A 26,263-nucleotide genomic window follows, 5' to 3' on the forward strand; every position below is an offset into this window, starting at 1 on the left:
GTGACCATGCCCGAGGCCTCCCCGAACACCTTCGCGATCGAGGTCGAGCACTTCGACTCCCCCGACGCCCAGCGACTCCGCGCCGCCCAGCGGCTGGAGATCGACCGGGCGCACGGCGGCGACACCGAGCCGGGTGAGAAGCCGACCGCCGAGTCGATCGCGGTGTTCTTCGTCGCGCGGGACGAGTCCGGTACTCCCCTGGGCTGCGGGGGCCTGCGCATCGTCGACGACGGCATCGCCGAGATCAAGCGGATGTACGTCCGACCCGAATCCCGCGGGTCCGGCGTCGCGGCCGCGTTGCTGCGACGGCTGGAAGAGGCCGCGCTCGACCTCGGGTCCCCGGCGCTCGTCCTCGAGACGGGCACCGAGCAGCAGCGCGCCGTCGGGTTCTACCAGCGCGAGGGGTTCCGGCGGATCGCGAACTTCGGGCCCTACGTCGGGGCGCCCCTGTCGGTCTGCTACTCGAAGGTCCTCTAGCCGGACCGAGCCTGGCCGGCGATGCCGTCCGGTGCCGCGCGGCGCCGTCCGGTGCGGTGCCGTGCGATGCGGTCCGGTGCGGTGCCGTCCGGTGCGCTACCGGGCGATGCGGTGCCGTGCGATGCCGTCAGGTGCTGTGCCGCGCGATGCCGTCCGCCGCGGTGCCATGCGCTGCCGAGCGATGCCGCGTGGCCCCGGCCGTGCCGTGGCGCCGCGCCCGGGGCCCGCACGGCGCCCGGTCACGACGTGCCGTCTGCCCGAGGCCGAGCGGTCACGAACCGTCGTCTGGGCCAGCGCCGAACGACGATCTCTGACCGCTCGACGCCGTGCGCGCGGGGTGTCGCGACCGCCCGCACCGCCCGCACCGCCCGCACCGCCCGCACTCTGCCGCTGCGGTCGCACGAAGTGCCGCGCGCGGTGATCGGCAGCGACACTTCGTGCGATCTCCACGGACGTGAGCGGCGTGTCGAACGACCCGACGCCCGACCGCATCACCGGCCACCGATCACGCCCGTCGGAGCCCGAGCGCCGCAGCCGGAGCGCGGCTAGCGGCGGTCGCTGTCCCCGTCGCCGTCGCGCTGGGCGTCCGGCGAGGACGAGGGCTCCGGAGGCGTGGCACCGGCGACCCGCTCGCCGTAGCGCGGCGGCTCCTCGGGTCGACGCTCCGGCACCGGCGGGGCCGCTGGGGCGGCGGCCGTTTCGGGGGTCTCCCCGTACCGGGGTCCGTCGTTCGTGCCGTAGCGCGGCGGGCCCGAAGGCGCACCCGTCTGCGTGCCGGGGGCCGACGTGCCGGGGTGTTGCGGGCCTCCCGGCTGCTGGTGCGGCGTGGCGTGCCCGCCGTACGGCGACTGCTGCTGCGGCGGGACCCCACCGGGGCCCGGACGCCACTGCTGCTGCTGCTGCTGCTGCTGCTGGGGAGCGTCGTTCCAGTGCGTGGACGGGGTCGCCCCGTGCTCGCCGAGGATCCGCTGCGCCTGCCCGGTCAGCTGCGGGTTGACGACGATCTGGTAGTTCGTGGCGAGCACCTGGTGCACGCTCGTGAAGTCACGCTGCCGCTTCGTGATCGCGAACGAGACGATGCCGTAGAGCATGCCGAACGCGGCACCGATGATCGCGGCCGCCAGGATCAGGCCGCCGGCGCTCGGTGAGAACAGCGTGAGCACGATGCCGAAGAAGATGCCGAGCCACAGACCGGACAGGGCTCCGGCGATGGCGGCACGGCCGTAGGTCATCTTGCCGGTGACCCGTTCGACCGTCTTCAGGTCGTTGCCGACGATCGAGAGCTGGTTGACGGGGAAGTCGGCCTCGGCCAGCTTCGCCACCACGCGCTGCGCGTCGGGGTAGCTGTCGTACGTTCCCAGGACGTCGCCCTTGGGCAGCGTCGGGAACGCCTGGGCGGTCCTGCCGGCGAAGGGGCTCTGATTGCTCACACAGCCATCATTCACCGCACACCTTGCAATCGCACGTGCACTCTCAGGGAAGCAGCCGATCGGAAGCAGCCGACCGGCGCGCGCGAACGCCCACACCCGAGCGACTACGCTGGGTCGGGTGAGCGCCACGAAGGTCTTCGTCGCCCGCCTCGCCGGGTGCTCCGTCTTCGACCCCGCGGGCGACCGCGTCGGCAGGGTCCGGGACGTCCTGGTCGTCTACCGCCGGGCCGACCCCCCGCACGTCGTCGGGCTCATCGTCGAGGTGCCCGGCAAGCGCCGCATCTTCGTGAGCATCGGCCGCATCACCTCCATCGGTGCCGGGCAGGTCATCACGACCGGCCTGGTGAACATGCGCCGCTTCGAGCAGCGCGGCGGCGAGGTCCGCGTCATCGCCGAGATGCTCGGCCGCAAGGTGCTCATCAAGAACCAGCGGATCCGCGCCACCATCGAGGACGTCGCGATCGAGGACCGCGGGCAGGGCGACTGGGAGGTCGCGCAGCTCTTCCTCCGCAAGCCGAAGACCACGCCGTCGCCGTTCGGCAAGGGTCCGACGACGTTCGCGACGTGGAACGAGGTCACCGAGGACGAGCTCCCCGGCGAGGCCCAGTCCGCCGAGCACGTCATCGCCGCCTACTCCGACCTACTGCCCGCCGACCTCGCGTCGACGCTGCTCGACCTGCCCGCCGAGCGCCGGTTCGAGGTCGCCGAGGAACTTCCGGACGACCGCCTCGCCGACGTGCTCGAGGAGATGCCCGACCAGGAGCGCATCGAGATCCTCACCCGGCTGGTCGACGCCCGCGCCGCCGACGTCCTCGACCAGATGCAGCCGGACGACGCGGCCGACGTCCTCGCCCAGTTCTCCGACGAGCGGAGCGAAGCCCTCCTGCAGCTCATGGAGCCGGAGGAGGCGCAGGACGTCCGCATGCTCCTGGAGTACGAGCCGGACACCGCCGGTGGTCTGATGACCACCGAACCGGTGATCGTCTCGGCAGACGCCACCGTGGCCGAGGGCCTCGCGCTGGTCCGCCGCCACGAGCTCGCGCCGGTGCTCGGCGCCGCCGTCTGCGTCACCCTGCCGCCGTACGAGCCGCCGACCGGTCGGTTCCTCGGGCTCGTGCACTTCCAGCGGATGCTCCGCTACCCGCCGAACGAGCGGCTCGGCACGCTCATCGACCAGCAGACCGAACCGGTCCGGGTCGACGCGAGCGCCGCCGAGGTCACCCGCATCATGGCGACCTACAACCTGCTGTCCGTCCCCGTGGTCGACGACGCCCACCGTCTCGTCGGGGTGGTGACGATCGACGATGTCCTCGACCACGTCCTGCCGGACGACTGGCGAAGTCAGGGCGAGGGGGAACCCTCACCGCTTCCACGCCAACGCCCGCGCAGGACACCCGTGACGACGGGAAGGAGGACCACCCGTGGCCCGAACGGATGACAACCGTCGCGACCGTGACCGGCAAGAGGTCCGGCTCGACTCCCCGAAGGGCATGCGCACGCGTGTGCTCCCCAGCCGCCGCCGTGGTCGCGGGGACACCTTCGGTCGCGCGACCGAGGGCATCGCCCGCGGCATGGGCACGCCCTGGTTCCTCATCGGGCTCACGCTGTTCTGCGTGGTCTGGATGGGCTACAACACCCTCGCGCCGAAGCCGTGGCAGTTCGACTCGGCGGCCATCGGCTTCACGGCTCTGACGCTCGTGCTCTCGCTGCAGGCCTCGTACGCCGCCCCGCTGATCCTGCTCGCGCAGAACCGGCAGGACGACCGCGACCGCGTGCAGTTCGAGCAGGACCGCCAGCGCGCCGAACGCAACCTGGCCGACACCGAGTACCTGGCCCGCGAGGTCGTGGCCCTGCGCCTGGCGATGCGGGACATGGCGTCGAAGGACTTCATCCGCGCCGAGCTCCGTTCCCTGCTCGAGGAGCTCGACCGCCGCGACGCGGACGAGGCCGGCTACGCGGACGAACACGACAGCTCCACCCGTGGCTGACGCCGTCCCCACCGACGAACAGCTCGGCACGGCGGTCCTCGCCGCGCTCGGCCGCGTCATCGACCCCGAGATCCGCCGCCCCGTCACGGAGCTCGACATGATCCGCGGCGTGGACGTGCAGCCAGGAGGCGCGGTGCGCGTCGACCTGCAGCTCACGATCGTGGGGTGCCCCGCCGCCGACACCATCGAGCGCGACGTCCGCGTCGCCGCCGGGTCCGTCCCGGGGGTCGCCGCGGTCGACGTCGACGTGTCCGTGATGGACCCGGCCACGCGCTCCGCGCTGACCGAACGGCTGCGAGCCGGCCGCCCCAAGGGCGTCCAGTTCACCGCGGACTCGCTCACGCGCGTCATCGCCGTCACGAGCGGCAAGGGTGGCGTCGGCAAGTCCACCGTCACCGTGAACCTCGCCGTCGCGCTCGCCCGCCGGGGCTTGCGGGTCGGGGTCGTCGACGTCGACGTGCACGGCTTCAGCGTCCCCGGCTTGATGGGCCTGACCGACGAGCACGGGGTTGCACCCCGCCCGACCCGGGTGGACAGCATGATCCTGCCGCCGGTGGCGCACGACGTGAAGGTCGTCTCGATCGGCATGTTCGTCGACGACGTCTCGACCGCGGTGTCGTGGCGCGGACCGATGCTGCACCGCACCGTGAACCAGTTCCTGACCGACGTGTTCTTCGGCGACCTCGACGTCCTGCTGCTCGACCTGCCCCCGGGCACCGGCGACGTCGCGATCTCGGTGGGGCAGCTGCTGCCGCACGCCGAGGTCCTGGTCGTCACGACCCCGCAGGCCGCCGCGGCCGACGTCGCCGAGCGCAGCGGGATCGTCGCCCGGCAGACCGGGCAGCGGGTCATCGGCGTGGTCGAGAACATGGCCGGGCTCGTGCAGCCCGACGGCTCGGTGCTGCACCTGTTCGGCGAGGGTGGCGGCGCCGAGACCGCCGCACGGCTCTCCCGCGGGCAGGACGCCCCCGTCCCGGTGCTCGGCAGCGTGCCGCTGTCCGTGCCGCTGCGCGAGGGCGGCGACGCAGGTGTCCCGGTGGTGCTCGGCACCCCGGAGGACCCGTCCGCCGTCGCCCTGACGGCGATCGCCGACCGGATCACCACGATGGGACGCGGGCTCGCCGGCCGGAAGCTCGGGTTGTCGCTGTCCTAGGCTCGGGGTCATGAGCACCGATCACGTCGATGTCGACTGGGACCACGCACGCGCCACCAACCGCGCGAACTGGGACGACCGGGTGCCGATCCACGAGGGCGCGTACGCGATCGACGCCCTCGCCGACCCCGGCCACCGCTCCGACGTCGTCCGCGACGACCTGCCGGCCCTGACGCCCTGGTTGCCGAACGGCTCGCTCGCGGGCCTCGACGTCTGCCACCTGCAGTGCCACATCGGCACCGACACGGTGTCGCTCGCCCGCGAGGGTGCCCGGCTGACCGGCGTCGACTTCTCCCCGGCCGCCCTCGCCTCGGCCGCCGGGCTCGCGTCGCGCCTCGGCCTCGACGTCACCTGGGTCGAGACGGACGTCCTCGATGCCCGGGCCGCCGTCACCGGCGACTTCGACGTCGTGTACACGAGCATCGGCACGATCTGCTGGCTCCCCGACCTCGACCGCTGGGCTGCCCAGGTCGCCGGCCTGCTGCGCCCCGGCGGGGTGTTCTTCATCCGCGACGGCCACCCGGCGCTGTACGCCCTCGACGAGGACGCCGACGAGCTCGTCACCCGGTACCGGTACTTCCCGGACGGCACCGCGCAGCAGTGGGACGATGCCGGCACCTACGCCGGTGACGGCACGGTGGCGAACACCCGCACCTTCGAGTGGCCGCACCCGCTGTCCGAGATCGTGAACGCCCTGCTCGGTGCCGGGCTGCGACTCCGACGGCTCGACGAGGGCCGGACCCTGCCCTGGCGCTTCAGCTCCCGCATGGTCGAGACCGACACGGGTTCGTGGGCCTGGCCGGATCACGACCGCGACCGGATGCCGACCACCTACACGATCGTCGCCACCCGCGACTGACCTGACTCCCCTGGTCCGTTCGGCGCATCCTGTGCGTTCGTTCATGGACAGGGCGTTCTACCCCGGCGCATTATGCAAGGGCATTACACAATGCCCTTGCGGAATGTGACGTGAGGGCTCCACCCGCCGGACGACGACGTCCGACCGAGGACAGGAGAACCGTGTGAACCAGAACACCCGCGTGCGATCGGGCCTCGTGGCCACCATCGCCGCCGTCATCGTCGCAGGGGGCTCGCTCACAGCGGCGCCAGCCCTCGCTGCGACGACCTGCGCGACCGCCTGGAGCGCCGGCACCGCCTACAACGGCGGAGCCACCGTCAGCGAGAACGGCTCGAACTACACCGCGAACTGGTGGACCAAGGGCGACGAACCGGCGACCCACTCCGGTGCGACCGGCAGCGGCCAGCCGTGGACGTCGTCCGGCACCTGCACCGGCGGCGGCACCGGCGGCGGGACCACCACCCCTGGCGGCGGTGGGACCACCACGCCCGGCAACGGCAGCACCGGCACCGCGAGCGGTCTGGTCTTCAGCCCGTACAAGGACATCACCGTGAACCTCGACTGGAACACGAACGTCATGAACACCGCGGTCACCGGCACGCGGATCCCGGTCGTCGGGTCGAGCAACAGCCTCGTGTCGACGCGGGAGCCCGGCCTCAAGGCCATCACGCTCGCCTTCGCCACCGGTACCTGCGGCAGCGAGAACTGGGGCGGGGTGGCCGCCGACGCGTTCGCCAGCGCCAACATCGCGAAGCTCGACGCGGCCGGGGTGAACTACATCGTCAGCACCGGTGGCGCCGCAGGCTCGTTCAAGTGCTCCGGCACCGCGCTGCAGTCCTTCATCGCCCGCTACGCCTCGCCGCACATGATCGGCGTCGACTTCGACATCGAGAGCGGGCAGTCCGCCGCGGACGTGCAGAACCTGGTGAGCGCAGCGGCCCTGGCGCAGGCGAAGTACCCCGGCCTGCGCTTCTCGTTCACGCTCGCCACGCTGGCGGCGTCCGACGGTTCGTTCGGCGGGCTGAACAGCACCGGAGACGCCACCGTCAAGGCGATCAAGGCCTCGGCGCTGACGAACTACACGATCAACCTCATGACGATGGACTTCGGACGCGCGACCACGGCCAACTGCGTGATCGTCGGGTCGACGTGTCAGATGGGGCAGTCCACGATCCAGGCGGTCACGAACCTGCAGCACACCTACGGGATCGCCTCGTCGAAGATCGAGGTCACCCCGATGATCGGCGTCAACGACACCGCCGACGAGGTCTTCACCCTCGCGGACGCCGACACCGTCGCCGCCTACGCCAAGTCCCACGGGCTCGCGGGCATGCACACCTGGTCGCTCGACCGCGACACCCCCTGCCCGACGGCGCAGAGCACCGCGTCACCCACCTGCAGTTCGGTGGCCGGCACCGCGGCCCTCGCCTGGACCGACCGCTTCCTGGCGGCCCTGAAGTAGGGAAGGACCGGGCGTCGCGACGCGACCCCGTGACGGACGGGAGGCCCGGTGCCAGCTGGCACCGGGCCTCCAGTCCGTCAGGTGGGGACGTGACGGACGTCAGGTCGCCTCGGCGTCGAAGGGTGCCGGTTCACCGGCGGCCAGGGGCACGACGGGAGGCGTCGCGCGCACCTTCGAGGCCGTGACCTGCGCGGTCTGGACGGCTGCGGCACTCGTGCCGGAGTCGAGCAGGGCGTCGCGGATGATGCGGCGCGGGTCGTACTGACGTGGGTCGAGCTTCTGCCACTCGATGTCGTCGAACTCGGGGCCCATCTCGTCGCGCATCCGCTCCTTGGCGGTGTCGGCGAACCGACGGACGGCCTTGACGAACTCGGCCAGCTTCTGGGCGTACATCGGCAGGCGCTGCGGCCCGAGCAAGAGGACGCCGATGACCCCGATGATCAGGATCTTGTCGAGCGGGATGTCCACGCGAGCGAGCCTAACGCCTGCTGCTGCGTTGCACCTCTAGAGTTGTCTCCCGAACGGAGTGTGCGTGTCAGAGAAAGAGTCGAACTGGAAGTTCGCCGAGGACATCGTCTCGGAGACCGAGGCGATCGCCCGTGCTCGTGAGCACTCCCTGGAGCTCGGGGTCGAAGCGATCACGCCCGCGATCGGTGCGCAGATCGCCGTCATCGCCGCAGCCTCGCGTGCGACGAGCATCATCGAGATCGGCACCGGCCTCGGGGTCTCCGGCCTGTACCTGCTCGCCGGCGCTCCGAACGCGACCCTGACCACGATCGACGTCGAGGTTGACCACCAGCAGTTCGCCCGCGACGCCTACATCAGCGCCGGCACCGCTCCCGCACGGATCCGGCTCATCCCCGGTCGGGCGAACCAGGTACTCCCCCGCATGAACGAGGCCTCGTACGACGTCGTGCTCGTCGATGCCGACCCCGAGCACGTGATCGAGTACGTCGAGCACGGGCTGCGGCTCGCCCGCCTGGGTGGCACCGTCCTGGTGCCGCACGCCCTCTGGCGCGGACGCGTGGCCGACCCGGTGAAGCGCGACCGCGCCACCACGGACTTCCGGCTGCTCCTGACCGAGGTGTCGACCTCGGGTGCAGTGCGCAGCGCGCTGTCGCCCGCCGGCGACGGCCTGCTGCAGCTGACGAAGGTCACCAACTAGCGCTCGACCCGCCGGCGTTCTCGCAGGTCAGTCCAGGTGCCGCAGGTACCGCTCGGGCGACTCGAGGAACGCACGCTCGTTCCGCACCAGGTCGAGGTCGCGCCATCCGGTGCGCCGCAGGCCCCACTCGCCGACCTCGTGGATCTCGGCCCCGGGGAACGCGGCGAGCACGGGTGAGTGGGTCGAGAGCACGACCTGGCCGACACCCGTCTCGATGATGGACTGCAGGAGTCCGATCAGCGCCAGGCACCCCGAGAACGACAGGGCGGACTCCGGCTCGTCCAGGATCCAGAGCCCTGGCCACTGCGACCGGTGGATGACGAAGTCGAGGAACGACTCACCGTGGCTCCGCTCGTGGAACAGCGGCTCGGCTCCCCCGGGGTGCTGTTCGAGGTAGGTGAACACCCCGTGCATGGTCTCCGCGCGCAGGAAGAAGCCGGACCGCACCGCGCCGGGCTCCCGGTGCAGGGCGATGTGCTCCCAGAGCTGCGATTCGCTCGGGCGGGTGCTGTGCCCGGACTTCGTCGAACCGCCCTCGGGCCCCATGCCGAAGGCGAGCGCCATCGCCTCCACCAGGGTGGACTTGCCGGCACCGTTCTCACCGACCAGCACCGTCACCGGAGCGAGGTCGAGCCCGTCGTCGAGCAGCTGCCGCACGGGCGCGAGCGTCGCGGGCCAGACGTCGCGCGGCATCGGGTCGGGCGCGTACTCCTCGACGCGGCGGATCGGCAGTCTCGTCCTCGGCACGGCCCCATCCTGCCGGAGCCGACCGACAGCGCCGCGGATCCCCCAGCCGCGGGATCGGCAGCGCACAGACGGAAGGCCCGGAGCGTACACGCTCCGGGCCTTCCGTTCTGGTGCTTCGACGTACTAGGCCGAGACGACCTCAGCGAGTGCGTCGTGGAGTTCCTTGGCCTCGGCATCGTTGACCGAGACGACCAGGCGGCCTCCACCTTCGAGCGGAACCCGCACGATGATGAGTCGACCCTCCTTAACAGCCTCCATCGGCCCGTCACCGGTCCTCGGCTTCATGGCTGCCATCAGATGTCCCCTTTCGTGCAGTAAATGCAGCCCCATTATCCCGTATGGAGGGGGCAACTGCGAAACCGCCCAGGTTGGGGGTGTCGGATGTGCCGTCCGGATGCTCCGCAGAACGCGGAACCACGGGCCTCCGGAGCCCCGCATCGATCACGGCGGGGTCCAGTCGTAGCCGTCGATCCACCACGTGTAGTACAGCCAGACCCACTGCAGCCCGACGAACGCGACGACGACGGCCACGCGGTACACCCGCGACCGCGGCAGCGCGACGATCCCGAGCAACGGCGCGATCGGCACGAGGATGCGCCAGGTGCTCGACTGCGGGAAGAACACCGCGAGCAGGTACACGAGGTACGCCACGCCCCAGAGTCGGAGCTCGATGCCGATCCGGCGTGCGGCGGGCATGCACACGAACGCCGCGAACCCGACGAGCACGACGACGAGCAGGACCGTGCCGGCCGGCTGCCCGAACCACCACCCGAACCCCTGCACCCACGGCGCGAACGGCACGAGTTCCTTCCACCCGATGTACGACGACCGCCAGGCGAGCTCGGTGTCGGTGTAGGCCTTCGGCACCCCCGTGACCGCCCACGCGATCGCCGGCCACGCCAGACCGACCAGACCCGACACCGTGGCGACCACCGCGGGGGGCACGAGTCGGCGGAGGGTGAGCGGCTCCGACGAGCGCACCCACGCCGGCCGGATCGCCCACGCGGCCACGAAGAGCACCACCAGGAACGCGAAGGCGAGGCCCGTCGGCCGCGTCATGCCGAGCAGCAGCACGACGGGCAGCATCGCCCACCACCGTCGATCAACCATGAGCAGCAGCGCGACGAGCAACAGGAACAGGCCCATCGACTCCGCGTAGGCCACCTGGAACATCGCGGACACCGGTGCGACGCAGAACAGCACCGTGGCGAACGTCGCCCGTGCGGGGTCGAGGAACCGCCCCATGAGCCGGCGGAACACCAGCGCGGCCCCGAGTCCGGCGAGCAACGACACCGAGACCGCGACGAACTCGAACGACGCTCCGGTGAGCAGCATGAGCCCGCGCACCAGGAACGGGTACGCGGGCATGAACGCCCACGCGTTCTCGGTCACGTGCCCGGCGGCGTCGACCGGCAGCGTCGACGGGTACCCGCCCGTGGCGATCACGCGGTACCAGGCGCCGTCCCAGATCGACGCGAACGACAGGTAGCCCGGGCTCTGCACGGTGAACGAGTTCGCCGCTTGCACACCCGCGAACGCGAGCATCATGGCACCGGTGACGAGCCGCGCCAGCACGTAGACGACCGTGATGCGCACCCACCACGGGACGACCCGGTACCGGGCCCGCCAACGGTTCCGAGCAGGGGTCCTCCGGGTGGCCCCCGCCGTCGTCAGGCCGTCAGCCACCGACGCAGCCCGGCCTCGACCGCGGTGATCTGCGCGACCGGGACCTGCTCGTCGTCGTGGTGGGCGAAGACCGGCTCGCCGGGGCCGTAGTTGACCGCGGGGACCCCGAGCGCCGAGAACCGTGCGACGTCGGTCCAGCCGTACTTCGGACGGGGCTCCGGTCCGCCGACGGCCGCGACGAAGTCCTGCGCGAGCGGGGCGTCGAGACCGGGGCGGGCACCGGCGGCGAGGTCGACGATCGTGACCTCGTACCCGTCGAACAGCTCGCGGATGTGGGCGACGGCCTCGTCGGCCGAGCGCGAGGGGGCGAACCGGTAGTTCACGTGCACCATCGCCTCGTCCGGGATGATGTTGCCCGCGATGCCACCGCTGATGCCGACCGCGTTCAGGCCCTCGCGGTACTCGAGCCCGTCGACCGTGACCGTGCGGGGCTCGTACGCGGCCAGGGTGGCCAGGATCGGCGCCGTCTTGTGGATGGCGTTGTCGCCGATCCAGCTCCGGGCGCTGTGCGAGCGCTTGCCGAACGTCCGGATCTCGGCGCGGAGGTTGCCGTTGCACCCGCCCTCGATCTGCGCCCCGGACGGCTCGCCCAGGATCGCGAAGTCGGCGGCGAGGAGTTCGGGTCGTGTCCGGGCCAGGCGGCCGAGGCCGTTGAGGGCGTCGCTCACCTCTTCGTGGTCGTACCAGACCCACGTGACGTCGACCGAGGGGTCGACCAGGTCGTACGCGAGCTTGAGCTGCACCGCGCAGCCCGCCTTCATGTCGACGGTGCCGCGGCCCCAGAGGATCTCGGTGCCGTCCTCGGCGGTCCGGAACTCGGTCGGCAGGTTGTCGTTGAGCGGCACCGTGTCGATGTGACCGGCGATGACGACCCGGCGGTCGCGGCCCAGGTTCGTCCGCGCCACGATCGCGTCGCCGTCACGGATCACCTCGAGGTGCGGCAGCGGTGCGAGCACGGCCTCGATCGCGTCGGCGAGGGCCTGCTCGTTGCCGGACACCGACTCGATGTCGCAGATGGCACGGGTGATGTCGATGGACGAGGCGGTGAGGTCGAGGTGCTCCGGCATGCGGGCAGCCTACCGGCCGCCCCTCGCACCGCCCCGGCAGTCCGGACGGTCGGCGACCCCACCGCCCCGGCAGTCCGGACGGACGGTGCCCGCCGACCGGCGCTCGGTACCCTGGAGCCGTGACCGACACGACTGCCACCGACCGCCCGACCCACGCCTGGGGCCACGGCCTCGCGACGATCGCCGCCGACGGCACGACGCTCGACACCTGGTACCCAGAGACGCACCTCGGCGCGCTGCCCGCCGACGCCGTGTTCCCCGCCGAGCTGCAGGCACACGTCGGTGACGACCCCCGCCGCGAGGTCCGGATCGAGGCCGTCACCACCGAGATCACGATCGACGCCGGCCCGACGAGCACCCCGGACGCGTACCTCCGCCTGCACCTGCTGAGCCACCTGCACGTCCGCCCGAACGAGGTCTCCCTCGACGGCGTCTTCGGCCACCTGCCGATCGTCGCGTGGACGAACGCCGGCCCGGTGCACCCCGAGTCCCTGACGCGCCTGCGCCCGTCCCTGCAGCGCGCCGGCATCGCCGTGCACGCGATCGACAAGTTCCCGCGCCTGGTCGACTACGTCGTGCCGGACCGCGTTCGGATCGGCGACGCGAGCCGGGTCCGCCTCGGCGCACACCTGGCACCGGGCACGACCGTCATGCACGAGGGCTTCGTGAACTTCAACGCCGGCACCCTGGGCGACGCCATGATCGAGGGCCGCGTCTCGCAGGGCGTCGTCGTCGGCAACGGCACCGACATCGGCGGCGGCGCCTCGATCATGGGCACCCTGTCCGGCGGAGGCACGCACCGTGTCTCGCTCGGCGAACGCGCGCTGCTCGGCGCGAACGCGGGCCTCGGCATCTCGCTCGGCGACGACTCCGTCATCGAGGCCGGTCTCTACGTCACGGCCGGCACCAAGGTCGTGCTGGTCGGCGCGGCCCCGAACCCCGACGGCACCCCGAAGACCGTCAAGGCCGCCGAGCTCTCCGGCACCCCGAACATCCTGTTCCGCCGCAACAGCGTCAGCGGCGCCGTCGAGGCGCTGCAGCGCAAGGGCGAGGGCATCCAGCTGAACACCGCGCTGCACGCGTAGCGCACCACGCCGGGCGCGCCGGCCCGGAGGCCCGCCCCGCGAGCGGTCACAACACACCGTCCGCGGGCGCCGAGGGTGCACGAACCGTCGGTTCGACACCCGCCGGACGACAGTTCACGACCACTGGGCGAAGGCGAGCGGCGCGTCCCGCCGCCCCGCGCCCGACGCGCCCGCCTGGAGGCCCGGAGCCAGTCCACGAGACCGGCACCGGGCCTCCAGGCCGTTGCGTCCAGCGCCCCGCCCCGCGAGCGGTCACGACACGTCGTCCGCGGGCGCCGGGGGTGCACGAACCGTCGGTTGGACACCCACCCAACGACAGTTAGCGACCACTCGGCGAAGGCGAGCGGCGCGCCCTGCCGCCCGCGCCCGACACGCCCGCACGGGAGGCCCGTAGCCGGTCCACGAGACCGCCACCGGGCCTCCAGACCGTCGCGTCCAGTGCCCCACCCCGCGAGCGGTCACGACACGTCGTCCGCGGGCGCCGAGGGCACACGAACCGTCGGTTCGACACCCGCCCAACGACAGTTCACGACCACTCGGCGAAGGCGAGCGGCGCGCCCCGCCGCCCCGCGCCCGAAACGCCCGCCTGGAGGCCCGGAGCCGGTCCGCGGGACCGCCACCGGGCCTCCAGGCCGTCGCGTCCAAAGCCCCACCCGCGAGCGGTCACGACACACCGTCCGCGGGCGCCGAGGACGCACGAACCGTCGGTTCGACACCCGCCCGACGACAGTTCACGACCACTCGGCGGAGGCGAGCGGCGCGTCCCGCCGCCCCACCGCCCCGCGAGCGGGCGGAATGCCACGCGGCGCACACGCACGAGCGCCCCGCGCCACGGAACCGTGGGGCGGGGCGCTCGGAGTCGGTCAGCGCGAGGGGACGTCCCGCTCGGGCGCACCCACGTAGAGCTGCTGCGGGCGACCGATCTTGTTCAGTGGGTCGTTGTTCAGCTCGCGCCACTGGGCGATCCAGCCCGGCAGACGACCGATCGCGAACAGGACGGTGAACATCCGCGGCGGGAAGCCCATCGCCTTGTAGATGATGCCGGTGTAGAAGTCGACGTTCGGGTAGAGCTTGCGGCTGACGAAGTACTCGTCCTCGAGCGCGATCTGCTCGAGTTCCATCGCGATGTCGAGCAGGTCGTCCTGCACACCGAGGGACTCGAGGACCTCGTGCGCGGACTCCTTGACGAGCTTCGCGCGCGGGTCGTAGTTCTTGTAGACGCGGTGTCCGAAGCCCATGAGCTTGACGCCCTGCTCCTTGTTCTTCACCCGCTCGACGAAGCGCGTCACGGGCTCGCCGGAGTCCTTGATCTGCTGGAGCATCTCGAGCACGGCCTCGTTCGCGCCGCCGTGCAGCGGGCCGTACAGGGCGTTGATGCCGGCCGAGATCGAGGCGAACATGTTCGCCTTCGTCGAGCCGACCATGCGCACTGTCGAGGTCGAGGCATTCTGCTCGTGGTCCTCGTGCAGGATGAGGAGCCGCTCGAGCGCCTTCGAGAGCACCGGGTTGGGCTTGTAGGTCTCGGCCATGGTGCCGAAGTTCAGCCGCAGGAAGTTGTCGACGAACGACAGCGAGTTGTCCGGGTACAGGAACGCCTGCCCGATGGCCTTCTTGTGGGCGTAGGCCGCGATCACCGGGAGCTTGGCGAGGAGCCGGACGGTCTGCAGCTCGACCTTCTCGGGGTCGTCGACGTCCATGTCGTCCTCGTAGTACGTGGACAGGGCGCTCACGGCGCTCGAGAGCACGGACATCGGGTGCGCCGAGTGCGGCAGGGCGTCGAACAGGCGGCGGAGGTCTTCGTGCAGCAGCGTGTGCCGACGGATGCGGGCGTCGAACTGCTCGAGCTCGGTGGGGGTCGGCAGCTCGCCGTAGATCAGGAGCCACGCGACCTCGAGGAAGGTGCAGTTGCCGGCGATCTGGTCGATCGGGTACCCGCGGTAGCGCAGGATGCCCTGGTCGCCGTCGATGTAGGTGATCGCGCTCTTCGTCGCACCGGTGTTCACGAACCCGTAGTCGAGCGTGTTCATCCCGGTCTGCTTCTTGAACGTCGAGATGTCGATCGCGGACGCGCCGTCGACGCTCTGCAGGATCGGGAACTCCGCCGTGCCGCCCGGGAACGTCAGCGTCGCGGTCGCGCCCTGCTGTTCGGCGGCGGGACTCACGGGGACGGGCGTGGTGGGCGGTGTGGCCGTCTTCTGAGCGTCATTGGCAGTGTCAGTCACGAGGACAGCCTAATCGCGGCACCTGTCGGTCGTGCACACATCCCAGGTGACGATTTGGTGGTCCTCACGGATTGCGGGGCCCGCCCGGAGTACTCGTGTCCGTGCTACGCGGTACCGAGGCGACGGCTGCTCGCCAGTCGCTGCGCCGCCGCGGCGATGCGTTCGTCGGTCGCCGTCAGGGCCACGCGGACGTGCTCGCCCCCTGCTGCGCCGTAGAACGTTCCCGGTGCGACGAGGATCCCGCGGTCGGCGAGCCAGGCCACGGTGTCGAGTGCGGGTTCGCCACGGGTGGCCCAGAGGTAGAGCCCGGCCTCGCTGTGGTCGATCCGGAACCCGGCGTCCTCGAGTGCTCGCCGGAGCATGTTCCGGCGAGCTCGGTAGCGGGCTTTCTGCTGCTGCACGTGGGTCTCGTCCTGCAGCGCGACGACCATGGCCTGCTGGACGGGCAGCGGCGGCATGAGCCCGGCGTGCTTCCGGACGGCCAGGACGTCGGCCAGGATCGCGGCGTCACCGGCGACGAAGGCCGCACGGTAGCCGGCGAGGTTCGACTGCTTCGACAACGAGTACACGCTCAGCACGCCGTCGAGCGAGTCGCCGACGACCCGCGGGTCGAGGATCGTGGGCGTCGGGGTGGTGGCGTAGTCCGGGTCCCACCCGAGCTCGGCGTAGCACTCGTCGCCGACGATGACGGCTCCGAGCTCGCGGGCGCGGACCACGGCGGCACGGAGTTCGTCGAGGGTCAGCACGTGGCCGTCGGGGTTGCCCGGGGAGTTCAGCCACACGAGCTTCGTGGTGGACGGCCACGCCGCGGGGTCGTCCGAGGCCAGGGCATCGGCGCGGACCAGTGCGGCGCCGAGCTCGTACGTCGGGTACGCGGCGGCCGGGAACACCACGGTGTCACCGGGGCCGATGCCGAGCCAGAGCGCGAGGCCCGCGATGAACTCCTTCGAGCCGATCGTCGGCAGCGCGTTCGCCTCGGTCAGGGCGACGCCGTGCCGACGGCCGTACCAGTCGGCGATGGCCTGCCGCAGCGCCGGGGTGCCGGCGACCTGCGGGTAGGCGTGCGCGTCGGTCGCGGTGGCCAGGGCGGTGCGGACGACCTCGGGCGTGGGGTCGACGGGCGATCCGACGCTGAGGTCGACGATGCCGCCCTCGTACGCCGCGGCGCGCTGCTTGAACGGGACGAGCTGGTCCCAGGGGAAGTCGGGGAGGTCGAGCGCCACGAGAGGGCCGGTCAGCCGCGGACGGGCTCGGCTGCGACGACGGGGTGGTCCTTGTGGATCACACCGACCTTCGCGGCACCACCGGGCGACCCGACCTCGTCGAAGAACTCGACGTTGGCCTTGTAGTAGTCGGCCCACTGGTCGGGCAGGTCGTCCTCGTAGTAGATGGCCTCGACGGGGCAGACCGGCTCACACGCACCACAGTCGACGCACTCGTCGGGGTGGATGTAGAGCGAGCGGTCACCCTCGTAGATGCAGTCGACCGGGCATTCGTCGATGCAGGCGCGGTCCTTGACGTCGACACAGGGCTGGGCGATCACGTAGGTCACGGTTCGGGTGCTCCCTTCGACGAGCGGGTTCGAGTCTACTCGCGGCCCGGGGCCGTCCGGGACCGCAGCCCCGACAGGTCCGGCCACGCGAGGACCAGGGCGGCGATGACCGCGGGGGCGAACGTCCACACGTACCCGGCCGCGTTGGCGAGGACGAGCGGCGAGCTCTCCCCGCCGACCGACACGAGCACCTGCGTCGCGACGAGGATCCCGATGCCGATCGCGGCGACCATCGCACGCGAGCGGTAGACGAGCCGCACGCCCACGGTCAGGCCGAGCACGATGAGGGTGGTGACGACGAGTCCGACGGGGAACGCGCCGATCGTCTGCTGGTGCGTGACCGTCCCGAGGCCGCCGGCGAGCAGCCCGAGCAGCAGCGAGACCACGACCGCCGCGGCCTTGCCCTGGCCGGACATCTCGGCGTAGGTCTGCGGAGCCGCCGGCTGCGGGGCCGCGTCGTGCCGGAACGCCTCGACCGCCGGGGCGTACTGCCGGACGCCGTGCGGCATCACCCACGACAGGGCCGCTGGGTCGGCGGGGTCCACGGGGTCGACGGCGACCTGGGAGCGGTACTGCTCGACCGCCGCACGCACCTTGGCCCGGACCGGCAGGACGTCGACCGTGACGTCGGCCTGACCGCTGTCGGGGTCGACGATCATCGAGAACGGGACTTCCTCGGCTCGGGCCGCGTACTGCGCCGCGTGGTGCATCCGCACGTGGTCGGGGTGCCCGTAGCCGCCGTCGTCGGCGTAGCTGATCACGGCGTCGGCACCGGTGGAGCGGATCGCGGCGCGGACGTCGTCCACGACCTCGCCCAGGTCGGCCGCGGTCAGTGAGTCGGCCGGGGCGTCGTCCGCGGCGGTGGCCCGCCCGTCCGGGCCCCACTGCATGCCGGAGTCGACGTAGCGACGCTCCGGCAGGTCGGTCGGCCGGGCACCGCGCCCGCCGAGCCACAGGTGCTGCGGCCCGCCGAGGGCGGCGAGGGCCGCGGCGATCTCGGTCTCCCGGTGCCGTGCCACCCGCGCGGGGTCGCCCGCCAGCGGGGCCAACCGCTCCGTGAGCATCTCGCCGCGCTCGCCCCGGGTCGCGGTGAGCACGGTCACCTCGGCGCCGCGCTCGAGCAGGGTCGCGATGGTCCCGCCCGACGAGAGCGTCTCGTCGTCGGGGTGGGCGTGCACGATCAGGACGCGCTCGGGGCGCGTGGCAGGGGCCTTCGACATCGTCCCCAAGGGTACGGGACTAGCGGGGCGTGACGATGTAGGTCGCGGTGACGCCGCCGCTGTCCTTGGTCTCCGAGAAGGTCAGGACGACGCGGTAGGCGTCGCTCCGGAACATGCCGAACGCGCTCGACGAGTCCGCACGCTTCGCCGACTCTGTGTACCCGGCGTCGGTGAGCTGCTGCACGGCGGCCTGGAAGTCGTCGACCGAGGCCGCCCGGACCTGCGCGACCCACCCCGAGCCGTTCGGTCCGGCTCCCCCGCCGAGCACGGTGCCGTCGACGAGCGGGACGTCGGCCGACGGGAACCCGTCCGGCACCTTGCCGTCGGAGGTGACGTCCGCGCCCTTGAGCGCTGTGTCGAGCGCACCGTCGATGCCCCCGGCGACCGAGGACATGCCGTCCTGGATCGCCTTGCCGTCGATGCCCGCGACCCCGTCGGCGACGTTCGACGCGACGGAGGACCCGAGGTCGGTGGCCTGCTGCACGGCCTGGGTCGAGCAGCCGGTGAGTCCGGCCAGGGCGATGCCGGCAGCGACGGCGGCGATCAGCGGGGTACGGAGGGAGCGCATGGCGCGACCGTAACGGACGAGCCGGGAGGCCCGGCGCGAGTTGGCTGTGAACGTGCCGTCCCCGGGGCGGTCACGTGCGCGGCGGGGCCGCCCCGGGCCTCCTTCCCGAAGAACGCGTCAGGCGACGTAGGCGCGCGTCGCCGCGACCAGGGCGTCGACGCCGACCGGGATCGCGGTCTCGGCCTGCGGCGCGTAGAACGGCGAGTGGTTGCTCGGGATCTCCTCGCCGCGGCGGAAGCGCTCCGGGTCGGTGATGCCGGTGAACCAGTACACGAGCGGCGCTCCGGCTGCGGTGGCGAGCTGGCCGACGTCCTCCGACGCCATGGCGAGCCCGATCTCCAGGTCGCGGGCTCCCGGCACCTCGGCGCGGATGGCCTCGAGCACGGTGGCGGCGGCCTCGGCGTCGTTCACGGTGACCTCGGCGCCCGGTGCACGCACGATCGTCGGCTCGGACAGGCCACCGGCCGTGCTCTCGGCACGGACGATGCGCTCGATCGACGCGATGATGCGCTGGCGGGTCTCCTCGTTGCGGGCCCGGGTCGAGATCTCGATGACGGCCTCGTCGGGGATGATGTTCGCCCGCGTGCCGGCGTGGAAGCTGCCGACGGTGACGACCCCCGCGTCGCTCGGCGAGACCTCGCGGGCGACGACGGTCTGCAGCCGCACGACGGCCGAGGCCGCGGTGACGACCGGGTCGAGCGAGGCCTGCGGCGCCGAACCGTGCGCCCCACGACCGTTGAAGGTCACCGTCAGCCGGTCGCTCGACGCCATCACGGGGCCGGTGCCGACGGCGACGATGCCGACCGGTGCGGGCGCGGAGTGCTGCCCGAGCACGACGTCCGGCTTCGGGAACCGCTCGACCAGGCCGTCCTCGACCATCGCGCGGGCGCCGGAGATGACCTCTTCAGCAGGCTGGAAGACGGCGACGACCGTGCCGCGCCAGTCCCCCGTGGTCGCGACCAGGCGCTCGAGCGTGCCGAGCAGCCACGTGACGTGGATGTCGTGGCCGCAGGCGTGCATGGTCGGGACCTCGCGGCCCTCGTCGTCGGTGCCGACGTGCTCGCTGGCGTAGGACAGCCCGGTCCGCTCCTGCACGGGCAGGCCGTCCATGTCGGCGCGGAGCCAGACCACGGGGCCCTCGCCGTTCGACACGACACCGACGACGCCGGTGCCGCCGACGCCCGTCGTCACCTCGATCCCACCGATCTCGGCGAGCTTCGCAGTGATGACACCGGCGGTGCGGTGTTCCTGGAAGCCGAGCTCCGGGTGGGCGTGCAGGTCCTGGTAGATCGAGAGCAGGTCGAGAGTCACGCTGACCACGGTACAACCGCGAACGGCCCGGCCACCTGTTGCAGGTGACCGGGCCGTCGGACGGAGGACGGGCCTCCGCGGGTGTTGCTGCTGGTGCTTACGCGTCCTGGCGCTTGAGACGCGCGTAGGAGCGCTGGCGAGCCGACGCGTCCAGCTCGACCTTGCGGATGCGCACGGCGGCGGGGGTGACCTCGACGCACTCGTCCTCACGGGCGAACTCGAGGCACTCCTCCAACGAGAGCTGACGCGACGGCGTCATCGACTCGAACGTGTCGGCGTTCGCCGACCGCATGTTGGTGAGCTTCTTCTCCTTGGTGATGTTCACGTCCATGTCGTCGGCGCGCGAGTTCTCGCCGATGACCATGCCCTCGTAGACCTCTTCGGTCGGGTTGACGAAGAACGACATCCGCTCCTGGAGGTTCGTGATGGCGAACGGCGTCACCACACCGGAGCGGTCGGAGACGATCGAGCCGTTGATGCGGGTCTGGATCGCGCCGGCCCACTCGTCGTAGCCGTGGAAGATCGCGTTGGCGATGCCGGTACCGCGGGTCTCGGTCAGGAACGACGTGCGGAAGCCGATCAGACCGCGCGACGGGACGATGAACTCCATGCGCACCCAGCCGGTGCCGTGGTTCGTCATGTTCTCCATGCGGCCCTTGCGAGCGGCCATGAGCTGCGTGATCGCGCCGAGGTACTCCTCCGGCGTGTCGATCGTCATGTGCTCGTACGGCTCCTGCAGCTTGCCGTTCTCGTCACGCTTCGTGACCACCTGCGGCTTGCCGACGGTGAGCTCGAAGCCCTCGCGACGCATCTGCTCGACCAGGATGGCGAGTGCGAGCTCACCACGACCCTGGACCTCCCACGCGTCGGGGCGGCCGATGTCGAGGACCTTGAGCGAGACGTTGCCGACGAGCTCGCGGTCGAGGCGCTCCTTGACCATGCGGGCGGTCAGCTTGTGGCCCTTGACCTTGCCGACGAGCGGGCTGGTGTTCGTGCCGATCGTCATCGAGATCGCCGGGTCGTCGACCGTGATGGTCGGCAGCGGGCGGACGTCCTCGGGGTCGGTCAGGGTCTCGCCGATGGTGATCGTGTCGAATCCGGCGACGGCGACGATGTCACCGGGGCCAGCCGACTCGGCCGGGTAGCGGTCGAGCGCCTTCGTGATGAGGAGCTCGGTGATGCGGGCGTTGACGACGGTTCCGTCGTGCTTGACCCACGCGACCGTCTGGCCCTTCTTCATGGTGCCGTGGAAGATGCGCAGGAGCGCGAGGCGACCGAGGAACGGGGAGGCGTCGAGGTTCGTGACGTGCGCCTGCAGCGGGTGCTCGTCGTCGTACTTCGGGGCCGGGACGTGCTGGAGGATCGCTTCGAACAGCGGCTCGAGGTCGTCGTTGTCGGGCAGCTCGCCGTCGTTCGGCTTGTTGCGCGACGCGGCGCCGTTGCGACCCGAGGCGTAGACCACCGGGACGTCGAGGATCGCGTCAAGGTCGAGGTCGTCGACCTCGTCCGACAGGTCCGAGGCCAGGCCGAGGAGCAGGTCCTGCGACTCGGAGACGACCTCGTCGATGCGGGAGTCGGGCCGGTCCGTCTTGTTGACGAGCAGGATCACCGGGAGCTTCGCGGCGAGCGCCTTGCGCAGCACGAAGCGGGTCTGGGGCAGGGGACCCTCGGAGGCGTCGACGAGCAGCACGACACCGTCGACCATGGAGAGGCCGCGCTCGACCTCACCACCGAAGTCGGCGTGGCCGGGCGTGTCGATCACGTTGATGGTGATGGGGCCGTCCGCGCCGAACTCGGTCGCGTGCTTGCCGTTGTAGAGCACCGACGTGTTCTTCGCGAGGATCGTGATGCCCTTCTCGCGCTCGAGGTCGTTCGAGTCCATCATGCGGTCTTCGCCCTCGAAGTGGGCGTCGAACGAGTTGGTCTGCGTGAGCATCGCGTCGACGAGGGTGGTCTTGCCGTGGTCGACGTGTGCCACGATGGCGACGTTGCGCAGGTCGGACCGGGTGGCGAGCGCCATACAGGACATCCTTCAATTTCTGGGAGAGTGTCGGGCCAGTGTTTTCACAGCACCGCACCCGTGGGCAGAACGCCCGACACGCCAGTCTACCGGTAGTTCGCAAGCGACAGGAGTACAGCGCATGAGCCGTCGGCGAACGTGGGTCGAGATCACCATCGTCCTGCTGCTCTCGCTCGGTGCCAGCGCCCTCTACTCGATCCTGCAGATCATCGACGACCTGTCGCAGACGACCCCGCTCGGCGAGCAGTCGACGGCCCTGAACACCTCGTCGACGACGGTGCAGTACGTCGACCTCGCCCGGCAGCTCCTCGGCATCGCGGTGGACCTGGCCCCGGTCGCGCTCGTCTGCTATCTGCTGTGGAGCACGTCGCGGCCGCACCTCGGCCGACTCGGGATCGACCGGTTCCGGGCGAAGCCGGACCTGGGTGGCCCGGCGCTCATCGCCCTGTGCATCGGGATCCCGGGGCTCGCGCTGTACTTCGCGGGGCGGGCGCTCGGCATCACGGTCGCGGTCGACCCCGCCGCGCTCAACTCGTACTGGTGGACGGTCCCGGTCCTGCTGCTGTCCGCGATCCGCTCGGGTCTGCAGGAAGAGGTGATCGTGATCGGGTACCTGTACGCCCGACTCGGCGACCTGGGCTGGGGCCGCTGGCAGATGATCCTGTCGACCGCCCTGCTGCGCGGCAGCTACCACCTGTACCAGGGGTTCGGGGCGTTCGTCGGCAACGCGGTGATGGGCGTCGTGTTCGGCTGGATCTACACGAGGTGGGGCCGGCTCCTGCCGCTCGTCATCACGCACGCGCTGCTCGACGCGGTGGTCTTCGTCGGGTACCCCTGGGTGGCGCACGCGTTCCCGCAGTTGTTCTCGTAGGCCGCGGAGCGCATCCACAGCCCCCGCACAGCGCGCCGAGGGCCAACCCCCGCCGGGTCGCCCTACCGTGAGACCCATGAGCATCCCCGCGATCGGCGAGTCCGCCCCGTCGTTCACCCTGCCGGGGATGGTCGTGCGCGGCGGCGTCCGCACCGACGACGAGTACGACCTGTCCGCCGAGATCGGCCGCACCGTGGTGCTGGCCTTCTACCCGGGCGACGCGACGGCGGTCTGCACGGCCCAGCTCTGCAGCTACCAGGCCGAGCTCGACGAGTTCACCGACCTCGGCGCCACCGTGTGGGGCATCAGCCCGCAGGCACTCGACTCGCACGAGGGGTTCGCCCGCGGCTCCTCGCTCGCGTTCCCGCTGCTCAGTGACACCGCCGGCTCGGTGATCCGCGCCTACGGGGTGCAGGCCCCGGGCATCGGCCTGCGTCGGTCGGTCTTCGTGATCGGCCCCGACGGTGTGGTCCGGTGGCGGCACATCGGCCTGGTCGGCCTGCGGTTCCCGAAGGCCGAGACCATCCGCGAACAGATCGAACTGCTCGTTTCGTAGCCCCCGGCGTGGGAGTCCGCTGAGTGCGCCGAGATGGGGTATTGACACCCCAACTGGGGGCGACGACCATGGACGGCACGAGGGTCCGTCCAGGATCTGCCTCCCCGGGGAATCGGGTCGTCCGGAGATACGCGCCGGTGTGTCACACCCGCTCCCCGGGCGTCTCCGGGGAGGCATCTCGTACCCTCGTCCGGTGCCCACCACCATCGTCGCCCCCGGCCTGCGCGCCCTCGCCGTCGTCCTCTGGGTCGTGGCCGTCGCGCTCGTCCCACTGGCCCTGCTCGGCGGCGGCGCCCCCTGGCTCGTGCCGATCCCGAGCATCGCCGTCGCGTTCGTCGCGTGGGCGGCGCTGTGGCGGCCCCGGATCGAGCTGACGCCGGAGCACCTGCGCATCGTGGACGTCCGGCGGACCAGCACCTACACCTGGTCACGCATCGGCGAGGTGCGCACGAAGTACGGCATCGAGGTGGTCACCAGCGAGGGCGTCCGTCGCGTCTGGATCGCGACCCGCCCGACGGCGCGTCTCGCAGCGCACACCGGTGACCGGCCGGGAGGCCCGGATCGCCTGGACGTCGACGCTGCGGCCGCGCGGATGCTGGCTCACGTGCCCGCCCCGGCCGTGCAGGACGGGCCGCCCCCGTCGAGCGTGACGGCTGCGCCGATCACGCACCGCACCCACGGCTGGACGATCCTGGCGATGGTCGTCCTCGGGGTCGCGGCGTCGCTGGCGGCGGCTCGGTTCTAGCGGTCGCGCAGTCGTCGCGGCCGGTCCGGTCGGCCGTCAGCCCGACGCAGAACGACACCCCCGACGTCGTGCGACGTCGGGGGTGTCGTTCGTGAACGCGGGCCGACTACTTCGTGTAGCCGACGTCCTGCCACTTGACCGAGGACTGCTGGAACTGCGCCGGACCGTAGTTCACCAGGTCCTTGCGCACGCCCCAGGCGTACGGCTCGGCGAACAGCGGGATGGTGCCGGCGACCGCGACGATCTTCTTGTCGATGGCCTGCGCGTCCTTGATGCGGGCCTCCGGGTCGAGTTCGCCGTTCGCCTTGTCCCAGGCGGCACCGAGCGAGTCGTCCGTCACGCCGGTGTAGTTCTGGCCGGCGTCGGCGGGGTAGTAGATCGACTTCAGCGACGAGATCGGGAACGGGGTGCCCTGCCACGCGAAGTACGTGGCGTCGAAGTCACGGGTCGTCGTGGTGATGTACTTCGTGAAGAAGTCGTCGGTGGGCACGGTGTCGATGGTCACCTTGAAGCCGGCGAGCTTGGTCTGCTGCTGCACGAGCTGCGCGACGTTCGCCGAGTTCGGGTTGTCCGACGGGATCACGAAGCGGACGTCGAGTTCCTTGCCGCCCTTGGTCGCGTAGCCGTCCGAGCCGATCTTCCAGCCCGCGTCCTCGAGCTTCGACTTCGCCTTGTCGGTGCTGTAGCCGTAGACGCTCGACACGTCGTCCTTGTAGCCCTCCTGGCCGGGCAGGTACGTGAGGTTGTTGAGCACGTCACCCGGGCTCTTCACCGGCGACAGGATCGCCTGGGCGAGCACCTTGCGGTTGATCGCCTGCGCGAACGCCTGGCGCACGTCCTGGTCCTTGAAGACGTCCGAGGTGCCGTTCAGCGTGATCTGGCGCTGCGTGGTGCCGAGCGACCGCTCGATCTTCGAGTCGGAGCGCGAGTTCGCCGTCTTGAGGTTGTCGGCGCTGCCGTTCAGGTTGAAGGCGTCGAGCTCCTTGTTGCCGTACGCCTGGGCGACACCGTCACGGGACACCGTCTTGAAGACGATCGTGTCGAGCTTGCCCTCGTCGCCCCACCACTTGGGGTTCTTCTCGAAGGTCACGACGCCACCGTTGGCGTCGAAGGACTTCAGGATGTACGGGCCACCGGAGACGTAGGTCTTGCCGTCGGCCGCGTACGGACCCTTGGCCCAGGCCTTGTTGAAGTGGTCCGGGGTGTCGACGGCCCAGTACGGGTAGATCGCGCCGAGGACGCTCGCCCAGTCGGCGTTGGTCTTCGAGAACGTCATGATGACGTCACGCTCGTCGGAGCCCTGCTTGACCGAGTCCACGTCCTCCCACACGTTGGTGGCGAGGGGCGCGAAGGCCTTGTTCGTGCCGTTCAGCGCCTTCCAGTTCGCGATGACGTCCTTCGCGCTGATCGGGGTGCCGTCCGACCACACGGCCTTCGGGTTGATCTTGATCTCGACGGTCTGGGGCGAGTCCTTGGTCAGCTCGACGGAGGTCGCGTAGTCCTTGTTCGCCTCCCACTCGCCGTTCTCCTTGAACTGGATGAAGCCCGGCAGGTAGGTCTGCGAGATCGTCGTGTCGTCGACGGTCCCCGAGTCCAGGTTGGCCAGCTGCCAGTTCGCCGGAGCCGTGTCGATCGGCAGGGTGATCGACCCGCCGTCCTTGACGTCGGCGCGGTCCGCGACGGTCCAGCCGGTCGACTTCAGCGACGACTCGGCGACCGCGGAGTTGTCGCCGCCCGCTTCTCCGCCGCCGGAGCAGCCGGCCAGCACGACGGCAGCTGCCGCAGCGGTGGCCAGGACGGCGATGCCCTTGATCCTCTTTCGCATGGCGAGGATTCCCTTTCGTTGTGGTTCGCGCAGATCGCGCTGGACCGCGGCGGCCCCCGCCGTCGCGCCTGTTGGTTGAGAACCCTAGCCACATCCGAAGGCGGCACAAGGGTCTGTGCGATGAATCGAAACACGCTCGTAACGAATGTTGCATAGCGTCACTTCCGTTGTCCCACCCAGTCGCTCGAACGGCTAGCCTGTCGCCACCGACAACGCCGTCCGGTCGGACGGCCGCACCCAGAGGTCACGAACCA

At 71.0% G+C, this 26,263-nt stretch carries 25 protein-coding genes; 11 read left to right on the forward strand and 14 right to left on the reverse strand.

All coding sequences use genetic code 11. The features are described from left to right. Positions 1 to 6: 6 nt before the first annotated feature. Positions 7 to 477, forward strand: coding sequence for a GNAT family N-acetyltransferase (locus tag HQQ79_RS16770; RefSeq protein ID WP_173036011.1), 471 nt, complete (start codon positions 7 to 9; stop codon positions 475 to 477). A 545-nt stretch (positions 478 to 1,022) separates the two neighbouring features. Here the strand turns inward: HQQ79_RS16770 and HQQ79_RS16775 are convergent. Further along, positions 1,023 to 1,907, reverse strand: coding sequence for a general stress protein (locus tag HQQ79_RS16775; RefSeq protein WP_173035774.1), 885 nt, complete (start codon positions 1,905 to 1,907; stop codon positions 1,023 to 1,025). A gap of 118 nt (positions 1,908 to 2,025) precedes the next feature. Between HQQ79_RS16775 and HQQ79_RS16780 the strand changes: the two genes are divergently transcribed. The 5 genes from HQQ79_RS16780 to HQQ79_RS16800 all read left to right on the forward strand — a co-directional run bounded on the left by HQQ79_RS16780 (position 2,026) and on the right by HQQ79_RS16800 (position 7,369). After that, positions 2,026 to 3,345, forward strand: a complete 1,320-nt coding sequence (locus tag HQQ79_RS16780) for a CBS domain-containing protein (protein WP_027464574.1) — start codon at positions 2,026 to 2,028, stop codon at positions 3,343 to 3,345. A gap of 52 nt (positions 3,346 to 3,397) precedes the next feature. Continuing rightward, the gene (locus HQQ79_RS16785) at positions 3,398 to 3,895 is read left to right on the forward strand and encodes a DUF1003 domain-containing protein (protein ID WP_042539423.1); all 498 of its coding nucleotides are present in this window, start codon (positions 3,398 to 3,400) and stop codon (positions 3,893 to 3,895) included. Beyond that, the gene (locus tag HQQ79_RS16790) at positions 3,888 to 5,048 is read left to right on the forward strand and encodes a P-loop NTPase (RefSeq protein WP_173035777.1); all 1,161 of its coding nucleotides are present in this window, start codon (positions 3,888 to 3,890) and stop codon (positions 5,046 to 5,048) included. Before HQQ79_RS16785 ends, HQQ79_RS16790 begins: the two co-directional genes overlap by 8 nt. A gap of 10 nt (positions 5,049 to 5,058) precedes the next feature. Then, the gene (locus HQQ79_RS16795; RefSeq protein WP_173035779.1) at positions 5,059 to 5,907 is read left to right on the forward strand and encodes a bifunctional 2-polyprenyl-6-hydroxyphenol methylase/3-demethylubiquinol 3-O-methyltransferase UbiG; all 849 of its coding nucleotides are present in this window, start codon (positions 5,059 to 5,061) and stop codon (positions 5,905 to 5,907) included. Between the two features lie 163 nt (positions 5,908 to 6,070). After that, complete coding sequence (locus HQQ79_RS16800; protein ID WP_216852642.1) at positions 6,071 to 7,369, forward strand: carbohydrate-binding protein; 1,299 nt, start codon at positions 6,071 to 6,073, stop codon at positions 7,367 to 7,369. Positions 7,370 to 7,468: 99 nt separating this feature from the next. Here the strand turns inward: HQQ79_RS16800 and HQQ79_RS16805 are convergent, their stop codons facing one another. Next, positions 7,469 to 7,837: a twin-arginine translocase TatA/TatE family subunit gene (locus HQQ79_RS16805; RefSeq protein WP_173035782.1), complete on the reverse strand. Its 369-nt coding sequence runs from the start codon at positions 7,835 to 7,837 to the stop codon at positions 7,469 to 7,471. Positions 7,838 to 7,901: 64 nt separating this feature from the next. On the opposite strand from HQQ79_RS16805, the gene HQQ79_RS16810 reads away from it, so the two are divergent. After that, positions 7,902 to 8,534 (forward strand): class I SAM-dependent methyltransferase, encoded by a 633-nt coding sequence (locus HQQ79_RS16810; protein WP_173035784.1) that lies wholly within the window; start codon positions 7,902 to 7,904, stop codon positions 8,532 to 8,534. Between the two features lie 27 nt (positions 8,535 to 8,561). On the opposite strand, the gene HQQ79_RS16815 is transcribed toward HQQ79_RS16810, so the two are convergent. The 4 genes from HQQ79_RS16815 to dapE form a co-directional block, all read right to left on the reverse strand. Continuing rightward, positions 8,562 to 9,281 (reverse strand): AAA family ATPase, encoded by a 720-nt coding sequence (locus tag HQQ79_RS16815; RefSeq protein ID WP_367948120.1) that lies wholly within the window; start codon positions 9,279 to 9,281, stop codon positions 8,562 to 8,564. Positions 9,282 to 9,404: 123 nt separating this feature from the next. Further along, positions 9,405 to 9,575, reverse strand: a complete 171-nt coding sequence (locus HQQ79_RS16820) for a DUF3117 domain-containing protein (RefSeq protein WP_017887054.1) — start codon at positions 9,573 to 9,575, stop codon at positions 9,405 to 9,407. A gap of 147 nt (positions 9,576 to 9,722) precedes the next feature. Then, the gene (locus HQQ79_RS16825; RefSeq protein ID WP_071244937.1) at positions 9,723 to 10,967 is read right to left on the reverse strand and encodes a hypothetical protein; all 1,245 of its coding nucleotides are present in this window, start codon (positions 10,965 to 10,967) and stop codon (positions 9,723 to 9,725) included. After that, a complete protein-coding gene (gene dapE, locus HQQ79_RS16830) occupies positions 10,952 to 12,034 on the reverse strand; it encodes a succinyl-diaminopimelate desuccinylase (RefSeq protein WP_027464567.1) in 1,083 nt (360 codons plus the stop codon). Before dapE ends, HQQ79_RS16825 begins: the two co-directional genes overlap by 16 nt. A 119-nt stretch (positions 12,035 to 12,153) precedes the next feature. Between dapE and dapD the strand changes: the two genes are divergently transcribed. Next, on the forward strand, positions 12,154 to 13,119 hold the full coding sequence (gene dapD, locus HQQ79_RS16835) for a 2,3,4,5-tetrahydropyridine-2,6-dicarboxylate N-succinyltransferase (protein WP_173035786.1): 966 nt from the start codon (positions 12,154 to 12,156) through the stop codon (positions 13,117 to 13,119). 863 nt (positions 13,120 to 13,982) lie between these two features. Here dapD and HQQ79_RS16840 read toward each other — a convergent pair. The 7 genes from HQQ79_RS16840 to typA form a co-directional block, all read right to left on the reverse strand. Next, the gene (locus HQQ79_RS16840) at positions 13,983 to 15,281 is read right to left on the reverse strand and encodes a citrate synthase (protein WP_081827170.1); all 1,299 of its coding nucleotides are present in this window, start codon (positions 15,279 to 15,281) and stop codon (positions 13,983 to 13,985) included. A gap of 164 nt (positions 15,282 to 15,445) precedes the next feature. Further along, on the reverse strand, positions 15,446 to 16,564 hold the full coding sequence (gene dapC, locus HQQ79_RS16845; RefSeq protein WP_173035788.1) for a succinyldiaminopimelate transaminase: 1,119 nt from the start codon (positions 16,562 to 16,564) through the stop codon (positions 15,446 to 15,448). Positions 16,565 to 16,575: 11 nt separating this feature from the next. Beyond that, positions 16,576 to 16,893, reverse strand: a complete 318-nt coding sequence (gene fdxA / locus HQQ79_RS16850; protein WP_017887060.1) for a ferredoxin — start codon at positions 16,891 to 16,893, stop codon at positions 16,576 to 16,578. A 35-nt stretch (positions 16,894 to 16,928) separates the two neighbouring features. Next, positions 16,929 to 18,113, reverse strand: a complete 1,185-nt coding sequence (locus HQQ79_RS16855) for a PIG-L family deacetylase (protein WP_111056999.1) — start codon at positions 18,111 to 18,113, stop codon at positions 16,929 to 16,931. Positions 18,114 to 18,132: 19 nt separating this feature from the next. Next, a complete protein-coding gene (locus tag HQQ79_RS16860) occupies positions 18,133 to 18,681 on the reverse strand; it encodes a hypothetical protein (protein WP_071404165.1) in 549 nt (182 codons plus the stop codon). Between the two features lie 117 nt (positions 18,682 to 18,798). Next, complete coding sequence (locus HQQ79_RS16865) at positions 18,799 to 19,992, reverse strand: amidohydrolase (protein ID WP_027464563.1); 1,194 nt, start codon at positions 19,990 to 19,992, stop codon at positions 18,799 to 18,801. A gap of 97 nt (positions 19,993 to 20,089) precedes the next feature. Then, positions 20,090 to 22,012, reverse strand: coding sequence for a translational GTPase TypA (gene typA / locus HQQ79_RS16870; RefSeq protein ID WP_027464562.1), 1,923 nt, complete (start codon positions 22,010 to 22,012; stop codon positions 20,090 to 20,092). A gap of 121 nt (positions 22,013 to 22,133) precedes the next feature. Here typA and HQQ79_RS16875 point away from each other — a divergent pair, with 121 nt between their 5' ends. The 3 genes from HQQ79_RS16875 (at position 22,134) to HQQ79_RS16885 (ending at position 24,184) form a co-directional block, all read left to right on the forward strand. Further along, positions 22,134 to 22,883, forward strand: coding sequence for a CPBP family intramembrane glutamic endopeptidase (locus HQQ79_RS16875; protein ID WP_173035790.1), 750 nt, complete (start codon positions 22,134 to 22,136; stop codon positions 22,881 to 22,883). 76 nt (positions 22,884 to 22,959) lie between these two features. Further along, positions 22,960 to 23,439 carry a peroxiredoxin gene (locus HQQ79_RS16880; RefSeq protein WP_111094745.1) on the forward strand — a complete coding sequence of 160 codons (480 nt, stop codon included), beginning with the start codon at positions 22,960 to 22,962 and terminating at the stop codon, positions 23,437 to 23,439. 193 nt (positions 23,440 to 23,632) lie between these two features. After that, complete coding sequence (locus tag HQQ79_RS16885; RefSeq protein ID WP_173035792.1) at positions 23,633 to 24,184, forward strand: PH domain-containing protein; 552 nt, start codon at positions 23,633 to 23,635, stop codon at positions 24,182 to 24,184. A gap of 106 nt (positions 24,185 to 24,290) precedes the next feature. On the opposite strand, the gene HQQ79_RS16890 is transcribed toward HQQ79_RS16885, so the two are convergent. Continuing rightward, complete coding sequence (locus tag HQQ79_RS16890; protein WP_111056994.1) at positions 24,291 to 26,009, reverse strand: ABC transporter family substrate-binding protein; 1,719 nt, start codon at positions 26,007 to 26,009, stop codon at positions 24,291 to 24,293. Between the last annotated feature and the right edge of the window lie 254 nt (positions 26,010 to 26,263).

It is taken from the genome of Curtobacterium sp. VKM Ac-2852 (assembly GCF_013205045.1).
GTDB classification, from domain to species: Bacteria; Actinomycetota; Actinomycetes; order Actinomycetales; family Microbacteriaceae; genus Curtobacterium; species Curtobacterium flaccumfaciens.

Bases quoted from the DNA above. Each gene is read 5' to 3' on its own strand.
- HQQ79_RS16770 (WP_173036011.1), top strand. From the start codon at position 7: ATGCCCGAGGCCTCCCCGAACACCTTCGCGATCGAGGTCGAGCACTTC.
- HQQ79_RS16785 (WP_042539423.1), top strand. From the start codon at position 3,398: ATGCGCACGCGTGTGCTCCCCAGCCGCCGCCGTGGTCGCGGGGACACC.
- HQQ79_RS16795 (WP_173035779.1), top strand. From the start codon at position 5,059: ATGAGCACCGATCACGTCGATGTCGACTGGGACCACGCACGCGCCACC.
- HQQ79_RS16820 (WP_017887054.1), bottom strand. From the start codon at position 9,575: ATGGCAGCCATGAAGCCGAGGACCGGTGACGGGCCGATGGAGGCTGTT.
- dapE (WP_027464567.1), bottom strand. From the start codon at position 12,034: ATGCCGGAGCACCTCGACCTCACCGCCTCGTCCATCGACATCACCCGT.
- HQQ79_RS16855 (WP_111056999.1), bottom strand. From the start codon at position 18,113: ATGTCGAAGGCCCCTGCCACGCGCCCCGAGCGCGTCCTGATCGTGCAC.
- HQQ79_RS16860 (WP_071404165.1), bottom strand. From the start codon at position 18,681: ATGCGCTCCCTCCGTACCCCGCTGATCGCCGCCGTCGCTGCCGGCATC.
- typA (WP_027464562.1), bottom strand. From the start codon at position 22,012: ATGGCGCTCGCCACCCGGTCCGACCTGCGCAACGTCGCCATCGTGGCA.
- HQQ79_RS16875 (WP_173035790.1), top strand. From the start codon at position 22,134: ATGAGCCGTCGGCGAACGTGGGTCGAGATCACCATCGTCCTGCTGCTC.
- HQQ79_RS16880 (WP_111094745.1), top strand. From the start codon at position 22,960: ATGAGCATCCCCGCGATCGGCGAGTCCGCCCCGTCGTTCACCCTGCCG.
- HQQ79_RS16890 (WP_111056994.1), bottom strand. From the start codon at position 26,009: ATGCGAAAGAGGATCAAGGGCATCGCCGTCCTGGCCACCGCTGCGGCA.